Origin of the sequence: Sutcliffiella horikoshii (assembly GCF_019931755.1) — a bacterium.
GTDB classification, from domain to species: Bacteria; Bacillota; Bacilli; order Bacillales; family Bacillaceae_I; genus Sutcliffiella_A; species Sutcliffiella_A horikoshii_E.
In genome coordinates, this window is the sequence record NZ_CP082918.1 from 346,195 (window position 1) to 364,579 (window position 18,385).

Consider the following 18,385-nt stretch of genomic DNA (forward strand, 5'->3'; position numbering starts at 1 on the left):
TGTTGGGCGAGATAAGATTATTTGCTAGCGGTAGCAGGGGGACGGTCCTGTCACTTCCATCTAACTCCAAAAGAAGCATGGGAACCGCCCCCCCTGCTTTATTGACGTTTATAGCGGGAATCTACGGGATGAACTTTCAAAACATGCCTGAGCTGACTTGGAGATACGGATACTTTGTGGCGCTTGGAGTCATGGCCGTCATGGGGATAAGCTTGTTTATTTGGTTTAAGTGGAAGGGTTGGTTTAAGTGAGATAACTAGAAGTTTTGCGCAAATCTACTGAGGAGTGTCATTTTGCTTTCTTAACAAAATGATTGCCTAGAAGTTATCCTGTTGGAGGCAAGATAACTTCTAGGCATTTTGTTTTATTCGTAGCTCATTTCTATTTCTTGATTAATTAATTCTTTTGCACTTTCTAATGTTTCTTTGACATCATCGCCCTCTGAAATAAATGTCAATGCATTAGCCATTGGATCCCAAACTGCTGAGAGTGCAGGTACTGGAGGGAAAGGCTTTGCATGCTCAAGTTGTGTTGCAAAACCAGTTAATAAAGGATCATTTTGAAATTCCTCGCTGCTAAGGATGGAAGATTTGGCTGGCATTTCTCCTGTTTCAGCAAAGTAATAGTTCAAAGATTCTTCATTTGTTAAATAAATTGCTAATTCTGTTGCCTCTTTTGGATATTCCGTGAACTCAGAAAGCATCCAGCCTTTTGTTCCTAAAAACGTTATAGGATGTTCCCCGTTCTCAAGCTTTGGTAGTGGAGCCGTTCCTAATTTATCTCCTAGTTGTTCTTGTAATTCCTTAAGTGCCCAAGGACCATTAATGATTGCGCCTACATCTCCTTCAGTAAATAAGCCACCTACAACATCCATTGTAATTCCTTGTGGGATGTACCCTTTTTCAAACCAACTTTGAATTAATTGTCCACCTTGTTGAGCTCCTTCGCTTGCTATGCCTATATCGCTTGTATTATAGACATTGTTTTCTTGACCAAAAATCTCTGCTCCATACCCCGCCATAAATGGAAAGGAGAAATAGAAATCTATTGCAGGATATAAGAAACCAAACTTATTGTTTGGCATATCGGTTAATGATTTCGCGATTTCTTCTAAATCTGCCATTGTTTCCGGTGCTTCTGGAACAAGGTCTTTGTTATAGTAAAGCGCAAGTGATTCTACGACTGCAGGAAGTCCATAAACTTCTCCTTCAAAGCTTAAAGCTTCTACTGAACCTTCTGAATAAGTATCAAGAATTGCTTGATCCACTTCCATTGGTCGAACTAACCCTTTCACTGCCAAGCTTCCGATACCTGGTTGAAAGAACAAATCAGGACCTTTTCCAGCCGGGCCATCAAGTGACAATGCTTCTTCTTGTTTATCCATCGCAAATGGAAGGACTTTTACGGGAATACCTGTTTCGTCAGTAAATCCTTTTACTATTTCTTCAACCGCTGGAGCTTGATCTGTTGGTGTCCAAACTAATAATTCCTCTGGAGCACCTGCTTCACTTGTATCTGAATTACTATTCTGCGCTCTGTCTGGACCACAAGCAACTAAGAACATCAATACTAAAATTGAAGATAGAATAGCCAATTTATTTTTCATCATAACTTTCTCCCCCTTTTAATTAATACGATAAGCATGTTAATTTTCGAGTTGAATAAGTGTTATCACCACCTTCCATGAGGGTTAATCGGTTAAGTGATTAAAAAGTATTCTGATTATAAGCGCTTACAATTTAATCAACTTTAAGTAGATTAGGTTAACCGTTTAACCAAGTTTTTAAAATTTAAAGTGCTATATGTTAGTTAATAGCACTTCTAAATTTTTTTAGTTACGTTTCTGGGTCGATTCTCTAATGATAAGTTCTACTGGCATTTCAACCGTTTGATGTTCGATATCTATTGATTCAATAGAATTTAAGAGTAGGTTTCCGGCTGTTTTTCCTTTTTCAATAATGTCTTGTCGGACTGTCGTTAAACTAGGCGTCGTATAGTTACTGATAGTTAAATCATCAAAACCGACAATCGAATAATCACCAGGAACTTGTTTACCTTGCTTTTGTAGAGCTTTAATAATTCCAATAGCCAACACATCTGACACCGTTACAATTCCTGTTAATTTTCGATTATAGTTTACAATCTTCTTCCCAATCTTTAATCCATTATCAAATGTAATATCTTTCGTTTCAAAAATTAACTTCTTATCTAAGCTCAGACCAGCTTCTTGTAATGCTTTTTTATATCCCTCAAAACGCTTTGTGTCGACAGGGCTTGATGTAAGATTCGTAGCGACAAAACCGATGTCTTTGTGTCCCAAATCAATTAAATGTTTAGTTGCTAAATATCCACCATGTTCATCATTTACTTTCACATTATCAAATAGATTTGTATATTCCTCATAAGTATCAATAAGGACAGTTGGAATGTTAAGCGCTTTCAATTCATTGTATAAGTTTTGGGAGAACATCCCCAAGAATATCAATCCATCTAAATTTCTTTTCTTTACCCAATTTCTACATTCTTCAGGATTGCCAACACCTGCGATCATCGTATCAAACTTACGGTTTCGAGCGACTGACTCCACTCCGCTAACAAACTCGTTGTAATATAAGTTGTTCTTAAACACCGAAGCCGGTGAATCTTCCACTAACGGGAGCATTATTCCAATCAGATTGGATTTCTTCTTTGACAAGCTAATGGCGGTAAAATCAGGGTAGTAATTTAAAACTTCAACCGCTTCAAGTACTCGCCGCTTTGTATCATCCGATACTTTTTTTACACCGTTTAGTACATAGGATACGGTTGCAGGCGATACTTCCGCATATTTAGCTACATCTTTAATAGTTGTTTTTTTCATCTTTTCCTCCAGGTTAACCGGTTAACTCCTTGTGTTATAAGATTAATACATTTCAATAAAAGTTGTCAATATGCTTTATTTTTTGGCAGGATCGTTCTTTCAATATGAAGCATGATATCTGCTACAATAATGATTTTCCGCATTACCCTAGTCAACATAAAAAAACAGCATACCTAACCCCTCCGGATTAAGTATGCTGCCATGTTTGTTCCCCTAAACCTTAGTAAACCTTATCCCCATTAAAAATGGAGTTCTTTACAATCACATAATCTACGTGACGGATGGAGTCTAAAGTGGTTCCACCAGCGTAAGAGATGGAAGATTGAAGGTCTTGTTCCATTTCAGTTAATGTATCTTGTAAGGCACCTTTATGCTCAACGAACATTTTTTTGCCTTCTACGTTTTTCTTTTCGCCTTTTTGGAATTCGGAAGCGGAGCCGAAGTATTCTTTCACTAGCTTTCCGTTTACTTCGCTCGTTTCTCCTGGTGATTCTTCATGGCCTGCAAAAAGGGAGCCGATCATGACCATCGTTGCACCAAAACGTACGGATTTCGCGATGTCACCGTGTGTACGGATTCCGCCGTCAGCGATAATTGGTTTGCTTGCTGCCTTTGCACATAAACGAAGTGCTGCCAACTGCCAGCCACCAGTTCCGAAACCAGTTTTAATTTTTGTGATACATACTTTACCAGGTCCAATCCCGACTTTAGTTGCATCTGCGCCCGCATGTTCGAGTTCGCGCACTGCTTCAGGTGTACCAACGTTGCCAGCAATGACGAAGCTCTCTGGTAGGTGTTTTTTAATATGCTGAATCATATTGATGACAGCATTGGAATGCCCATGGGCAATGTCGATTGTAATGTATTCAGGAGTAAGACCTTCTGCTGCAAGTTCCTCAACGAAGGAATATTCTTCTTCTTTCACTCCCACACTGATGGAAGCGTAAAGGCCTTTTGCATGCATGTTCTCGATGAATGTTTGACGCTTTTGTGGCTCAAAGCGATGCATGATGTAAAAATAGTTATTTTCAGCAAGATACAGGGCAATCTTTTCATCAATGATCGTTTGCATATTGGCTGGCACTACAGGAAGTTTAAATTGACGGCCACCAAGTGTTACCGTTGTATCACACTCAGATCGGCTGTTAACGACACATTTATTTGGCACTAACTGAATATCTTCATAATCAAATACATTTTCCATGAGACACACTCCTAAAAGAATTATTTTCATAGTAATGTTCGGTTTTTACACAACAAAAAATCCAGACTGAAAATGGGCAGAGTGAATCCACCCATTCGTAGTTAGGATTTTACGGCTCCTAGTAGAAACTCTTAGACCATATCTCTAAGAATATACGAATGAAACTTTATAAGTAATTTCAACACAAGTTCGATTATAAACGAACTTTCGCAGAGTGTAAACATTTATTGTTCGTATTTTATTAAAAAATAGATATAATTTTAAGTGTTATCGCTCATAAAAATGATTTTTTACGACAGAGCAGTAGTATGTTCATCAGAAAATATACGTATATAGCAATTTTTAAACAAACGTTTGTACAACTGATTTTCAAATGTTGTTTTGAAGGGGATTAAATTAAATCGATAAATATCGACTATTTTTACATGCTATAGCAAAATAGGGATAGTTTAAAGACGGGTCGGCAAACCTGTCCCGACGACTCACCCCATTGGCAAACAAACATAAAATTTAGCGCCTTCCCCCGGGGCACTAACAACATCCACACTTCCATGGTGTGCTTCTACAATCGCTTTCGTAATGGAGAGTCCGAGCCCGGCACCTCCATATTCACGGTTTCTGGAATAATCAATTCGATAAAACCGCTCAAAAACATGCGGCAGTTTGTCCTTTTCTATTCCGGAGCCATTATCCTCCACGCTTAAATGAATGGAAGAATCCTTTACCTCTAACCGAATATCAATCCTGCCTTGCGCAGCATCTGTATGTTGAATGGCGTTTTGAAAAAGGTTTAAGATTACTTGCTTTATTTTGTCAGGGTTCACATTCGCGTACACATCGTTTACCAAATGAAAGGTAACTATTCTTTTTCCCGCCAGAATGCTAAGCTGTGGCTTCATGTCGCGGATGAGTTCGGTTAGGTTGGTTGATTGCAGTTCTAATTGTGGTGCTTGATCCAATTTAGCCAACAGTAATAATTCCTCTACTAGCTTAATCACCCGCTTGGTTTCGCCGTACATATTATCAAGTGCCATCGACAATTGATTCGGATTTTGGGCAGCGCCTCTTAACAATACTTCCAGATATCCATGCACAGATGTAAGAGGGGTTCTGAGTTCATGGGAGGCGTCCGCGATGAAACGTCTCATTTGTTCCTTTGCTTCTCGTTCTTGTCCAAAAGATAGCTCTAGGCGTTTTAGCATATCATTGAAGGATTCGGATAACAGATCTATTTCTTCTTGTCCTTGTTTCTGTGGAATTCGGTACGCCATGTTGGTAGCGTTGATGGTCTGAACAGATGATACGATGTTGGATAAAGGTCCCAATGTCTTTTTAATAACAGAGAAGTAGATCCAGATCCCTACTGCAATCGCAAAAGCGGATAGGATCATAAAGGTTAGCCATTGTTTCCATAATAACTGCTGCAAGGGAGCGGTGCTGACTCCCATTTGTAGTATCGCACCTTCTCCATTTTGAAATCTTTTTGGATTTCGTAAGGCAGGTCGGAATAGGACAAGCTGTTCCGTGCCGTTTTCATCTTTTAATAAATGATAATCTGCTCTATTCCTAACGCCTATGTTTTGTTTTATTGCCTCTAATTCCGCTTGAGAAAGCTTTGGTGAAACCAATCCGTTGTTTTCTAATAAGTCGATATATGTTCCATCCTCCTGAATGAGGGAGAGAGACATATTCTCCATTAAGAAAAAATGAGGGCGCTCTCTGCCGCCGGGAGGATCCGCTAATTCTCCCAACGCCCCTATAGGTACAGACATGATGGTTCCTCTTAATTGCTCGGCCTCATTTTTATAAAGAAAGTCCTTTAAGACAATATATTGAAAAAAGCCGATCACCACTAAAATGAGAGAGAGGATGATGAGCATTTTAGAAAGAAGCTGATACCGAAGTGAGGAAGGGGATAGGATTTGTAGGATTTTCCGAATAGGCTTCATGATAAATCCAACCTATATCCAGCCCCTCTGATCGTACGAATGAGTTGATGCTGTTTATCACCGAGCTTTTCCCGTAAGGAACGGATGTAGACTTCTACGATGTTATCCTCTCCTTGGAAGGTATATCCCCATACCTTATCTAGTATTAACAACTTACTCATGACCATCCCGTGATTTAAGACGAGATACTTTAATAGTTCATACTCTGTCGGGGAGAGGGTCAGTCCTTTACCTTTGTACTCAATCTCTTTCCGTCTGTCATCTATTCGAAAAGGACCGTAGACGACTTCACCGAATTGGTCCGGAAACTGGTTTCGGATCCGAGCTTGAATACGTGCTAATAATTCCTCAAAGCTAAAAGGCTTCACGATATAATCGTCTGCTCCAATTTTTAACCCTTTTACCCGATTGTCGACCTCATCTCTTGCCGTCAGCATGATGATGGAGGTTTGGACACCGGTCTTTCTTATCATATTACAGACCTCAAATCCATCTAACCCAGGCATCATGACATCTAAAATGACGACATGCGGCTTGAAGTCTGGTAACAGGTTCATCGCAATAATCCCATCTGATGCTGTCATTACTTTATATCCTTCATTGGATAAGCCAAGCTCGAGGAATTGTAATATATTTTTTTCATCATCGACCAGCAGTATTTTAATTTCTTGGTTATTCATGGCAACATGTACCTCTCTCCGTTTACCTTCATACCGCTTATTGTAACCCCAATATGGCTGGATGATGGCCCTTTGAATAAAATTTTCAGCTAACTTTCAGTTTCTTTTAAGGACCAAATCAGTTTGGTTTTGAATAATACCTACTATAGCTTGTTTTAAAAAAAGAGGAGGTAATAAGGAATGAATTTTATCAAAAGGGCGTATTGGAGTGTAACAGCCAGGAAAGGGAAAAGCCTGATTCTTCTTGTTGTACTTGCTGTTATATCTGTATTTGTATTGACTGGTTTAACGATCCAGACAGCTGCGGAGGAGTCTAGTAATTTAGCAAGACAGGAGCTTGGTGGAGATGTCACGTTAACGGTCGACAGGCAAAGTCTGGTGGAAAATGGTGGGGAAGAGAGAAGAAGGCAAGCCATGTTCCAACCCATTCCCATCGATATAGAAGATGCAGAATCACTCATTGGTTCTGATTATGTGGAAGGGTATAACTTCTACTCTACAACTAGTGCCATGGCAGCTGATTTCACGGCGATTGGAGGAGCAGAGGAAGAAAGTACAATAGAAGAAGATCAAGATCAAGGAAGCATGATGCCTGGTAGAATGGGTGGCGGTATGAATGCTGATTTGGATGTCCAAGGAGTATTATATAGTGATGCGGCTACATCTTTCATGGATGGCCAATCTGAAATGGTAGAAGGAGAACATCTTACAGGGGATGATGCAGGGAAAATGGTCACGTTGGTGGAGGAAAACCTAGCCTCTGAAAATGACTGGTCAATAGGCGATGAAATCTCCATTACATCAGTGGAAACAGAAGAAACGGTAACACTTGAAATCAAAGGTATCTATTCTACTAGTGCGGAAATACCTCCACAAGCAGAAAGAATGCTATCAATGAACCCTTATAACTCTATTTATGTACCGATAGAAGCAGCTAATCAATTGAAGGGTGAAGAAGGGATCATTAATCAGGCCATCTATTATATGAATGACCCGTTAAACATTGATGCGTTTATGGAGGAAGCAAAAAATGAGAGTACCATTGATTTTGATACGTTTATTCTAAATGCGAATGATCAGCTCTATCAACAAATGATGGGACCGATCGAGAATGTATCATCCTTTTCTAACAAGATTGTGTTACTAGTCACGATTGCCGGATCGATTATTCTTGGCTTGATTGTCATGATGACCATTCGAGAAAGAAAGTATGAGATGGGCGTTTTATTAGCAATTGGAGAGAAACGAAAAAAATTAGTAGGTCAATTCCTTGTAGAAATATTGATGGTTGCGGTATTGGCTATGGGGCTATCCCTGGTGACAGGCAGCTATGTGGCAGAAGCAGTAGGGAACCAATTACTAGAACAAGAGCTTACCGCCTCTGAAGAAAGTAACGAACCACAATCCTTTACCAACAGGCGAGGAATGATGGGAGCAATGGGACCTGGAGGCATGATTCAAACCCAGGACGTACAAACGATAGAAGAACTAGCCATTGGCGTTACAGCCGAAAACATTATCATGATGGTTGGAATTGGACTACTTGTCATTTTATTTTCAACACTTGTTCCTGCCTTAAGTGTTCTTCGAATGAATCCAAAAGCAATTTTGACTAATCAAGACTAGGAGGTACATGATGAGTAAACTATTATCGTTACAGCAAGTAAGTTACTGGTACAAACAAGGTTCCATGCAACAGTATATTTTAAAAGATGTGGACATGGCATTTGAGAGAGGTACCTTTTATACCATTGTAGGACCATCAGGATCTGGGAAAACAACATTCCTCGCCTTGGTTTCTGCGCTCGATACTCCTAAAGAGGGCATGGTTCTCTATGAAGGAACCGACTTGAGCAAAATTGGTTTAACCAAGTTTCGGAATCAATATGTATCCATTGTGTTTCAGTCCTATAATCTCCTTCCATATATGACAGCGATTCAAAACGTCTTAACGGCAATGGAAATAACGGGCGTGAAGCAGCAAAATAAAAAGCAATACGCCCTGGATTTATTGGAGAGAGTAGGCATTTCCAAAGACCAGGCGAATCAAAAAGTCTTAACGCTTAGCGGAGGGCAACAACAAAGAGTATCCATCGCACGCGCCATCTCTTCGTCTGCAGATCTGATAGTTGCGGACGAGCCTACAGGGAACTTGGATGAAGAAACAGCGAAAAGTATCATTACTTTATTACAAAAGCTTGCCCATGATGAAGGGAAATGCGTGATCGTCGTCACACATGACCAAAGTATCGCAAGTGATTCTGATGTAAAAGTTACCTTAACGAAAGGGAGAATGGTAGAGGAGAGGATGAGAGAAGCGGTAGTTAGGTAAGATATTCGAACCCGAATGATGGACACCACCGTCATTCGGTTTTTTTGTTGTTTGAGAAACTATAAAATAATGGAATGCTGGATTCTTTGGGATGAAGACCTCCGTGACGAGGGAAAAGGAGGAGAGAGGTCCTCATCACTCGTATGAAGACCTCCGTGACGAGGAAAAAGGAGAAGAGAGGTCCTCATTGCCGTTATGAAGACCTCGGTGACGAGAAATCAGGAGAAGAGAGGTCCTCATCGCCGTTATGAAGACCTCGGTGACGAGGAAAAAGGAGAAGAGAGGTCCTCATCGCCAATATGAAGACCTTGATGACAAGGTCTTCATGTTGAAATAGTCGAATATGAGCGCAAATGAAAAATTCGGCCAAGGTTAACATTTCAGAGCCATATGAAAAGCAAGAAAGCGCCCCAAGAAATTGAGATCTTGGGCCGTGGTTTTAGGTCGCATTAGCAATTTTGGTCTAGACTCTCAAAACTACCCAGCTTTCCACAAATTTTACAACACCTTCATACCCACTTAACATTCCATCGGTAAAATTTTAAATGTTCAAAATAGTTCGGTGGAGGTTAGTGATGAGGAAAGAGAACCGTAAGTTTGGTAGGAAGCTGCTGTCGTCATTGATGATTTTTACTATTGTGGGAACGAGTTTTCAGCCGGTTGTGCCGCGAACTGTGGTGCATGCGGAGGAAGAGGTTACAGAAACGGAAACGACTCCTGTTGAGGAAAATGAGGTAACTAATCCGGAGGAAAGTAGCGAACCGGTTGAAAGTACAGACCCATCTGCTGAGGAACAGGTAGAACCACAGACGCCTGAAGTGGAAGCGGTGGAAGAAGAGGTAACGGAAGAACCTGCAACAGAAGAAGCCGAAGTTGAAGAGCCTGTAAAAGAAGAACCAGAAACAGAAGTTGCTCCATCTTCCAAAGAGGAAGAAGTGGGTGAATCAACGGAACAACCAGAAGAACCTACTGAAGTGCAACAAACGGAAGAAGAAACCATCACAGAAGAGCTGGATTACAACCTGCTCCCGCATCTACTCATCACAGAAATTTCTCCAAACTCAGCTGGTACTGATCATTATGAGTACTTTGAGCTTTACAATAATACAGACAAGGCAATATCTACAGCGAATCTAAATTTTATCTATACATACACGGATACAGGAAAGGAGATTCCTTTCACAGTTCCTGAAACGACCATTGAATCACAGGAAACCCTAGTATTTTGGTATAACAATGGAGACCGTAGTTTAGCTGATTTAAACGAGAACTATGGGTTGGCGTTAACGGAAGAGCAGGTGGTTTCTTTCAAAGATGTCTTCCCGGGTTTTGCGAATGGTGGAAACCGCGCATTGGTGATCAAGGATAAGCAAGGGAAGGAATTGGTTTCTGCCAGTTATCTAGGAAACGAGAATGATAACAACGGAGCGGGAATTGAGTATAAGTTTCCGGCGAGCGGGACGGTGATGGACAAGCATGCGGTTCTTGCATTGCCAACGCCTGGAACCATTGATGCTGTTCAAGTTCCTGAACAGCCGGTGACTGTGGAGGAAGAGGAAGCGCCTGTCGCAGACAAAACACTGCCAGTGATTGAACACACCGCCGTTACAGAAGTGGAAAGGTTCACTGCCATCACTATGCAAGCGACGATAACGGATGAAGTTGGTGTAACTACAGCAACATTATTTTATAAAAAAGAATCAGAGGAAAGTTATACGAGTCTAAGCATGCAACAACAAGAGGCAACGTCTACCTATACTGCTGAAATTCCAGCTTCTAAGGTGAATGGGCCAATCACTTATTACATCGAAGCATCGGATGGAACCAACACAGCAGCGACGGAGACGTCCACGATTGAGGTGGAGGTACCAGCAGAAACATACAGTGAGCTACCATTGCTTATTACCGAGCTGTCCCCGAACTCTAAAGGGGGAGGGACGGATTACTACGAGTTTTTTGAGGTGTATAACAATACGAATCAGCCTATGAATCTAGCAAACTATTCGTTTGTTTATAAATATACGGACACGGGAAGTGAGCTGCCATTCCAGGTGCCTGCAGTGATCTTGGAGCCGCAGGAGGAAATCGTATTTTGGTATAACAACGGAAACAGGACGCTAGCTGAGTTTAACGAAAACTTTGGGCTCGCGCTCACAGAAAGTCAGGTTGTAGAGTTCAAGGATGTCTTCCCTGGCTTCGCAAATGGCGGCAATCGTGCTCTTGTGATCAAGGATGCAGAGGGTGCGGAGGTTGTGTCTGCAAGCTATCTTGGCAGTGACAATGATAATAATGGAGCGGGCATTGATTATCTGTTTCCATCTAGCGGGACAGAGATGCTGAAGCTAGAAGGTTTGGCTGCGCCGACACCAGGTATGGCGAAAGAAAGCCAGGTGCCGACTAACCCGGTGGAGCTAGAGGAAATACCGGAAGATACGGTAGCGCCTGTGGTAGAGCATACACCTGTCACAAATGGAACTGCGTACTCGCCAATTCGGATTGAAGCGACGATTACTGATGACATGGCAAAGCCTTTTGCGACTTTATTTTATAAAAAGCAAGGGGAGGAGACATTTACTTCGTTGTCCATGAACCCAACGTCTGAAGGATCTTCTGTCTATACGGCAGAAATACTTGGGGCGGATGTTTCAGGGAATATCGTTTACTATGTGGAAGCTTCAGATGGTTGGAATGTTTCCAAGACGGAAGAGTTCACGATTGAAGTAGAACAAATTGAAGTGGATTATCAATCTCTGCCGCCATTTTTGGTGACAGAAGTGGTTCCGGATTCGACGAATGTTGGGTCAGCGGATGGCTATGAGTTCATTGAAATCTATAATAATACGAATCAGGATCTTAGTTTTAAAGATTATAAGCTTTATTATCGTTACGGAGCGGAGAGTGCGACAGATGTGGTGTGGCCTTCGATTCCAGATGATGTGGTGATTCCATCCAAGGAAACACTTGTATTCTGGATCATCAATGCGCAAAACCGCGAGCAGACCGTGGCGGATTTCAACGCAAATTATGGTTCCAATTTGGTGGAAGATCAGAATATCGTCCGCATCTACAGCGATGGTATGGCCAATGGCGGGATGCGCGGACTTGTGGTAGCAACGAACTCTAAACAGGAGCTTGCGGTTGCCTACTACAATGATGTTCCAAATGTAAAGGACACGGCAGCCAATATGGGTGTGTTTTATCAATACCCGCTAGATGGTTCCACTCAAATGATCAAGACAAGTGCAGCGGAAAAAGCAGCAACGCCTGGTATGGTGGACGCTTCACAAGTGCCTGCGGAAACGGTTCAGATCGAAGCAGATACGATAGCGCCGACTTATGAAAATTTAACAAAGGTCACCGAGGTTGACCAGACGGAGAATATCGAAATCGTTCTGGATGCGCAGGATGATAAGGAAGTGAAGACGGTCCGTTTATTTTACCGAACGAACGACCAGACCGACTTCAAACACGCGATCCTGACGAAGGATTACAATGACCTGCTTTACCACTATACAATCTACTCGCCTGAAATTATTGCGAAAGAGTATGTGGAATATTATTTCGAGATTTCGGATGGCATGAATGAAGTGACAACAGAGACGTATAAGGTGAAGGTCGCAACGGAATTGGATTTCTCCAGTCTCCGCTTGAATGTAAAAGAAGGCGAGATTCTTGCTGGGGAGAAGATTTTGAAAGGGACTTCCAGCACGGATGCCCCGGAAGATGTGAAGCTTTTGATAGACGGTGTGGAAGTGGAAGGGGAAACATTCCAGGCTGTTGAGCATACCTCTTATTTTGCTTTTGAGGTGAGCGGCATCAATACCTTCTTCCAGAACGGAGTAACCATGGGGGATGAGGTTCTGCATATTTTTGATGACTGGATCAATGAATGGCAGACGATCACAGTTCCGATTGATCCGGACAAACTCGAGCTTGGCGACAATACGATTACGATTCGTGCAGGTAACAAGGCGTCTCCGTTTGACTTGGAGTCCGAAGACAACCGTGACGATTATAACTTGAGAAACGTTCGCCTCGTTTTGGCAGATGGAACGATTCTGCGTGATGCGGTGAAAAATGACCCGGCGCAAGTGTTTGACATGGGCGATGACGGAACAGACCGCATTTTTGAGGACTTCACTTTTACGGTCACAGGGGAGCAGGCGCCATCCAAATCTTATAAGTGGGACACAGCTTCTGTCTCGGATGGGGAGCATGTGATTTCTGCTATGGATGCAGATGAGGAGATCTCAACAAAGGTGATGGTGGATAACACCGCGCCAAGCATCACGACTTCTCTAGAAGAAGGAAAAGAATACAAAGGTGCTTTTACGATTGATGTGACAGCAACCGATGCGATTGCTGGTGTAAAAGAAACGATGGTGCTCCTTGATGACAAGGAAATTGCGGTACCTTTTGAAACGGCATCTTCTAAGCTTTCGGCTGGCGAACATACGTTGAAAATCGTGGCGATCGATGAGGTAGGGAACGAAGCTGTAAAAGTGGTGCATTTTACGGTGGTGAATGAAAATCCACTGAAGCCGGAGCTCGTTTCACCTGCAGATGATGAGGAAACACCTGTTGATGGTGACCCGACGTTGAAGGTAAAGGTGGCCGATCCGACTGATGATGATTTAGATGTTACTTTTTACGGTGGTTATAAGTACGATGTGACTCAAGGCGATCGCATGAAAGGCTTTAAAAATGCCAACGAAGTGGAACCGCCGCAAATGATGGTGCCAGAGGGCGAGGAAGCTTTTACAGAAGAGGATATTGCACTTGTATCTAACGAAGACGGGGAATATCTGATCACGGATTCCTCCACAGAATTCCCGTATCACCGCTTTGATGTGACGGTGGACGATTCGGTTCAGGAGGGGGATACGGTCGAGCTTGTTTGGAAGGGGAACTCCCTTGAAGGCAGGAAGGTTACCATGTATGCCTGGAACCACACGTCGAACAAGTGGGAAATTGTTGATTATAAGATTGCTGGAACGGAAGACTTTGGCCTGCAAGGAGAGGTCGCAGTCGCTGATTTTGTAAAAGAAAGCAACATCAACGTACTGGTGCAGGATGAAATTCCAGCCTCACCTGAAGAGTACGATTACACGTTTGTCTGGATGTCAGACACTCAGTATTACTCCGAAAGCTTCCCGCACATCTATGAAAGGCAGACCGAATGGATTGCAGAAATGGAAGAGGAAATGAAAATTGAGTATGTGTTCCACACGGGAGATCTCGTGAATACGGCTGATCAGGAAGGCCAATGGAATTATGCGGATCAGTATATGGGTGTTTTGGACGAACGTGAAATTCCTTATGGCGTGCTTGCCGGGAACCATGACGTAGATCACAAAACGAATGACTACACCGAGTATTATAAGTACTTTGGCGCGGACCGCTTTGAGGACAAGCCTTTCTATGGCGGCACATATAAAAATAACCGCGGACATTATGACCTTATTTCCTCCAACGGAAATGACTATATCATGGTTTACCTCGGTTGGGGTGTGGAAGACGAAGGGATTGCCTGGGTGAATGAGGTGCTTGCAGCCCATCCAGACCGCATGGCGATTTTGAGCTTCCACGAATACTTGCAGGCAACAGGCGTGCGTCATCCGCTTGGCGACAAGTTGTATGAGGAAGTCGTACTGCCAAACGAGAATGTCATTGCGGTGTTGAGCGGCCATTATCATGAGGCGCAAACACTGATTGATGAAGTGGATGATGATGGAGATGGCGTAGCAGATCGTAAAGTCTATCAAATGCTTGCCGATTATCAGGCAGGTCCAGAAGGCGGACAAGGCTTCATGCGACTATTGCATTTTGATACAGACAATAACCGGATTGTCGTGAACACGTACTCTCCGTACCTTGATCAGTACAACTATTATGATACCGAAACCTATCCAGGCAAGGATGAGTTTGTGCTGGACCTTGACCTTCAGCCAAAAGAAAAGCGCGTGGCAACTGACTACTTTGCGGTGAACGTTTATACGGAAGTGGAAATTGGCAAGCAAGAGGCTGTTTCGAGCGGAAGTGTGGCAGAGATGGTCTGGGAAGGGCTTGACGAAAACGAGCGTTATTGGTGGTATGTCGTGGTGGAGGATGAGCACACGGGTATGACTAAGTCGGATATTTGGACTTTTACTAAAGGTAAGGTGGCGGATGGGCCTGTTGAGCCGGATCCATCAGAGCCTGGAGGACCTGGGGAACCGGGCAAGCCAGGTGGTAATCCTGGAGGGCCGACTAATCCAGGTGCGCCGGGGCCAAGCAAGCCGAATCCCATGAATCCAAACCCTGGGCAACCAGGACAGCCTGGAAAACCGGCAGATCCGGTTAAGGTGAATAACCCAGCAGCGCCAGGTAGTAACGATGGGAAGAAAAACGAACAAGGAAAGAAACAGAGTGGAGAGAAGCTTCCAAACACGGCTACTAATCTATATGACTTTTATGTCATCGGGTTTTTATTGCTGGTGATGGGAGTAGGATGTTTGGTGATGGTGAGGAAGAGAAGAAGGGTGTTATAGGATGATAGGTGAGACGCATGGAATCTTTTGGATTTCATGTGTCTTTTTTTAATAAATCAATATAAACTTAGAAGAAGAGACGTAGAACTATGATTCAGTTTGAATAGTGATTTTTAAACAAACGTTTGATCAAATGGAATTTTTTTATTGTAAGAAAGGGCTTAAAATCGGTTCGTGAAATATCGACTATTTTCGAAAGATATTTTGAAATAATAACTTAGGGGGTTTCTAATATGAATGTAGTAGAGAAAGCCATCATCTTTGCAGCTGAGGCACATAAGCACCAAACAAGAAAAGGGACCGAGATACCTTATATCACACATCCGTTTGCGGTTGGAATGATGTTGCAAGGTGCGGGTTGCTCGGAAGAAGTGGTTGCTGCGGGTATTTTGCACGACACATTGGAAGATACGGAAGCCACTTATGATAGTTTGGTGAAAGAGTTTGGTGGCGGAGTAGCAGATTTAGTTGTGGCTGCTTCTGAAAATGACAAAAGTCTTTCATGGGAAGAAAGAAAACAACACACCATTGATGGGTTGAAAGATGCTTCGATGGAAGAGTTGCAAGTCATTGTTGCGGATAAGCTGCACAATTTACGCTCCATTCGAGCGGATCTTAAAGAACACGGGGATACGATTTGGGGGCGGTTTAATCGAGGCAAAGAGAAGCAACGTTGGTACTATGCAAACATTGTGAAGGCATTGGCTCCTAGGAAAGATGGGTTTAAGTTGATTGGTGACTTAGAGAAGGAAGTTAGTGAAGTTTTTGGTTTTGTAGAGTTGTAGAAGGAGAGGCTCGCTTGGGGGATTTTTGGGGGTGATAAGGACGTCTCTGGGCTGAGAATGGAGGTAGTGAGGTCTTCATAGTGGTTATGAAGACGTCTCTGTGGTGAAAACGGAGGCGGTGAGGTCTTCATCAAGCTTATGAGGACGTCTCTACGATGAAAACGGAAGCACAAAGGTCCTCATCAAGCTTATGAAGACGTCTCTACCGCAAAAAAGTAACCAGAAAGGTCTTCATCCGGTCCCCTGCACTTCCAATTCAAAATAGTGGAAAAAAAGTATATATCTTCACCTGATTCCCTGCTAAAATATTGAAGGAAGGAGATGGAAAATATGAAAATATTAAGTAGGTCGCTGCTGGTCGTATGTTTATTGGCTATTGGAAGTGTGTTGACCGCTTGTAGCGAAGTGGTAGATACGATAAAAGAGCAGGTAGATGCGCAGGATGAACTCATCGCCTATATTGAAGATAGCAATCCAGTCATCGAATCTGCTGTGAATGCGGAGATTGCGGCAGATGAATTTGTGTTTATGGAAGAGGATCTCGAGAGTGCTTATACATATTTAGTCGAGACGACCATTCCTACCCTTGAAAAAGTAGTGGAAGATACAGAAGCCATTGTCATTACCATGGAGGAGTTGCAACCATCACACGATAAGTTAATTGAGGCGCATAAAAAACTGTTGGAAGCCTATTCCACTTATGCAGATGGGTATTATGACGGCGACGAAAGCTTGTTGGAAAAGGGAGACCTTCTCTACGAAGAATATGGTGTGATTTATGATGAACACGAAGCTTTGTTCACGGAATTGGCGGAAGAGTATAACTTAGAGGTGGAAATAGAGGAAGTAGAATTGGAAAACAATTAGAGAAATATACAAGCAAGGCACATGGAATTTTCCCTGTGTCTTTTTATAATGGATGTTTTATTGACTATTATTTGAAAAACATAAAAAAACAGGCCCTATAGTAAGAGCCTGTTTTGTATAAACGATTTAAGATTAAGAAGCTTTTTGAACGTTAGAAGCTTGAGCTCCACGAGCACCTTGCTCAACGTCAAACGTTACTTTTTGACCTTCGTCTAAAGATTTGAAGCCATCACTTTGGATTGCGGAGAAGTGAACGAATACATCGTCTCCATTTTCGCGTTCGATAAATCCAAAACCTTTTTCTGCATTAAACCATTTAACTGTACCTTGTTCCATTTTTGTTGCCTCCTAGTGCGTTCCCACACATTGTATTACTATTCTTGGCCAAAGCACATTCAAGATGAAAAATTGTTATTCATACTATCCTTTACACCGAACAAAAATAATTAACTCAATGATATCAGAAAACAAAAGAACTTGCAAATAAATGGTATTTGACGGTAGAAATTGCAGGTGTTATTTCACTTTTATTGGGAATAAAACTTAATTCCTACTATTTTCTTGTTTTTTTAAGTGAATTGGTTGACGATGAAAATAAAATTATGATATTATAAAATATTTTGTTAAAAAATTTCATATGTGTTAAGGTTAAGAGGGTTACCAAATATGGAGGTGGATTTTTTGTTTAAAATTGGCGATAACATTGTTTATCCAATGCACGGAGTAGGTATAATTAAAGATATAGAAGAAAAGGAAATCTTAGGAAAAAAACAACAGTATTTTGTCATAAGAATGTTAATCAGTAATATGCAAGTCATGATCCCTACGGGTAAAATATTGAGTTCAAGTATACGCCCAGTTACTGACATCATTGCATTGAAACACATCATGCACATTTTTCAGCATGGAGAATCAGATAGATTAATGCCGTGGAAACAAAGATTTAAATTGAACACGGAAAAAATCAAAACAGGTAAAATACAAGAAGGTGCCGAAGTTGTGCGTGATCTAATGCGTATGAAGAAAGAGAAAGCACTTAATTCAAGCGAAAAAAGAATGCTGAATAACGCAAATGAATTTTTGATTAGTGAACTGAGATTAATTAAAGGAATCACTGAAAAGCAAATAAAAAGCTTTTGTTAAGGTTAACTATAAGATAATGTATTACATCCCCGAAA

General features: G+C 41.9%; 13 protein-coding genes and 1 riboswitch. Of the genes, 7 read left to right on the plus strand and 6 right to left on the minus strand.

Going from position 1 to position 18,385, the window contains the following annotated elements; all coding sequences use genetic code 11:
* The first annotated feature begins 77 nt into the window (after positions 1 to 77).
* Positions 78 to 251 (plus strand): CorA family divalent cation transporter, encoded by a 174-nt coding sequence (locus K7887_RS01905; protein WP_399209044.1) that lies wholly within the window; start codon positions 78 to 80, stop codon positions 249 to 251.
* Between the two features lie 113 nt (positions 252 to 364).
* Here the strand turns inward: K7887_RS01905 and K7887_RS01910 are convergent, their stop codons facing one another.
* From K7887_RS01910 to K7887_RS01930, 5 genes are all read right to left on the minus strand, one after another.
* A complete protein-coding gene (locus K7887_RS01910) occupies positions 365 to 1,609 on the minus strand; it encodes a sugar ABC transporter substrate-binding protein (RefSeq protein WP_223491922.1) in 1,245 nt (414 codons plus the stop codon).
* 222 nt (positions 1,610 to 1,831) lie between these two features.
* Positions 1,832 to 2,860 carry a LacI family DNA-binding transcriptional regulator gene (locus K7887_RS01915; protein ID WP_223491923.1) on the minus strand — a complete coding sequence of 343 codons (1,029 nt, stop codon included), beginning with the start codon at positions 2,858 to 2,860 and terminating at the stop codon, positions 1,832 to 1,834.
* Positions 2,861 to 3,080: 220 nt separating this feature from the next.
* The gene (gene guaC / locus K7887_RS01920; RefSeq protein WP_223491924.1) at positions 3,081 to 4,064 is read right to left on the minus strand and encodes a GMP reductase; all 984 of its coding nucleotides are present in this window, start codon (positions 4,062 to 4,064) and stop codon (positions 3,081 to 3,083) included.
* Between the two features lie 78 nt (positions 4,065 to 4,142).
* A riboswitch (purine riboswitch) is annotated at positions 4,143 to 4,242 on the minus strand.
* 304 nt (positions 4,243 to 4,546) lie between these two features.
* Complete coding sequence (locus K7887_RS01925) at positions 4,547 to 6,013, minus strand: sensor histidine kinase (protein WP_223491925.1); 1,467 nt, start codon at positions 6,011 to 6,013, stop codon at positions 4,547 to 4,549.
* Entirely contained in the window at positions 6,010 to 6,693 is a 684-nt protein-coding gene (locus K7887_RS01930) for a response regulator transcription factor (protein ID WP_223491926.1), read from the minus strand. The genes K7887_RS01925 and K7887_RS01930 overlap by 4 nt, the downstream gene beginning before the upstream one ends.
* Before the next feature lie 180 nt (positions 6,694 to 6,873).
* Between K7887_RS01930 and K7887_RS01935 the strand changes: the two genes are divergently transcribed.
* The 5 genes from K7887_RS01935 (at position 6,874) to K7887_RS01955 (ending at position 17,207) form a co-directional block, all read left to right on the plus strand.
* Positions 6,874 to 8,319, plus strand: coding sequence for an ABC transporter permease (locus K7887_RS01935; protein WP_223491927.1), 1,446 nt, complete (start codon positions 6,874 to 6,876; stop codon positions 8,317 to 8,319).
* Between the two features lie 10 nt (positions 8,320 to 8,329).
* Positions 8,330 to 9,025 (plus strand): ABC transporter ATP-binding protein, encoded by a 696-nt coding sequence (locus tag K7887_RS01940; RefSeq protein WP_223491928.1) that lies wholly within the window; start codon positions 8,330 to 8,332, stop codon positions 9,023 to 9,025.
* Between the two features lie 575 nt (positions 9,026 to 9,600).
* Complete coding sequence (locus tag K7887_RS01945; protein ID WP_223491929.1) at positions 9,601 to 15,555, plus strand: lamin tail domain-containing metallophosphoesterase family protein; 5,955 nt, start codon at positions 9,601 to 9,603, stop codon at positions 15,553 to 15,555.
* A 233-nt stretch (positions 15,556 to 15,788) separates the two neighbouring features.
* Entirely contained in the window at positions 15,789 to 16,340 is a 552-nt protein-coding gene (locus tag K7887_RS01950) for an HD domain-containing protein (protein ID WP_223491930.1), read from the plus strand.
* A gap of 330 nt (positions 16,341 to 16,670) precedes the next feature.
* Entirely contained in the window at positions 16,671 to 17,207 is a 537-nt protein-coding gene (locus K7887_RS01955) for a hypothetical protein (protein ID WP_223491931.1), read from the plus strand.
* Positions 17,208 to 17,339: 132 nt separating this feature from the next.
* Here K7887_RS01955 and cspC read toward each other — a convergent pair whose 3' ends face one another.
* On the minus strand, positions 17,340 to 17,543 hold the full coding sequence (cspC, locus tag K7887_RS01960) for a cold shock protein CspC (RefSeq protein ID WP_047972459.1): 204 nt from the start codon (positions 17,541 to 17,543) through the stop codon (positions 17,340 to 17,342).
* Between the two features lie 345 nt (positions 17,544 to 17,888).
* On the opposite strand from cspC, the gene K7887_RS01965 reads away from it, so the two are divergent.
* Positions 17,889 to 18,350 (plus strand): CarD family transcriptional regulator, encoded by a 462-nt coding sequence (locus tag K7887_RS01965; RefSeq protein WP_223491932.1) that lies wholly within the window; start codon positions 17,889 to 17,891, stop codon positions 18,348 to 18,350.
* The last annotated feature ends 35 nt before the right edge of the window (positions 18,351 to 18,385 follow it).

Bases quoted from the DNA above. Each gene is read 5' to 3' on its own strand.
- K7887_RS01905 (WP_399209044.1), top strand. From the start codon at position 78: ATGGGAACCGCCCCCCCTGCTTTATTGACGTTTATAGCGGGAATCTAC.
- K7887_RS01910 (WP_223491922.1), bottom strand. From the start codon at position 1,609: ATGATGAAAAATAAATTGGCTATTCTATCTTCAATTTTAGTATTGATG.
- K7887_RS01915 (WP_223491923.1), bottom strand. From the start codon at position 2,860: ATGAAAAAAACAACTATTAAAGATGTAGCTAAATATGCGGAAGTATCG.
- guaC (WP_223491924.1), bottom strand. From the start codon at position 4,064: ATGGAAAATGTATTTGATTATGAAGATATTCAGTTAGTGCCAAATAAA.
- K7887_RS01925 (WP_223491925.1), bottom strand. From the start codon at position 6,013: ATGAAGCCTATTCGGAAAATCCTACAAATCCTATCCCCTTCCTCACTT.
- K7887_RS01930 (WP_223491926.1), bottom strand. From the start codon at position 6,693: ATGAATAACCAAGAAATTAAAATACTGCTGGTCGATGATGAAAAAAAT.
- K7887_RS01935 (WP_223491927.1), top strand. From the start codon at position 6,874: ATGAATTTTATCAAAAGGGCGTATTGGAGTGTAACAGCCAGGAAAGGG.
- K7887_RS01940 (WP_223491928.1), top strand. From the start codon at position 8,330: ATGAGTAAACTATTATCGTTACAGCAAGTAAGTTACTGGTACAAACAA.
- K7887_RS01945 (WP_223491929.1), top strand. From the start codon at position 9,601: ATGAGGAAAGAGAACCGTAAGTTTGGTAGGAAGCTGCTGTCGTCATTG.
- K7887_RS01950 (WP_223491930.1), top strand. From the start codon at position 15,789: ATGAATGTAGTAGAGAAAGCCATCATCTTTGCAGCTGAGGCACATAAG.
- K7887_RS01955 (WP_223491931.1), top strand. From the start codon at position 16,671: ATGAAAATATTAAGTAGGTCGCTGCTGGTCGTATGTTTATTGGCTATT.
- cspC (WP_047972459.1), bottom strand. From the start codon at position 17,543: ATGGAACAAGGTACAGTTAAATGGTTTAATGCAGAAAAAGGTTTTGGA.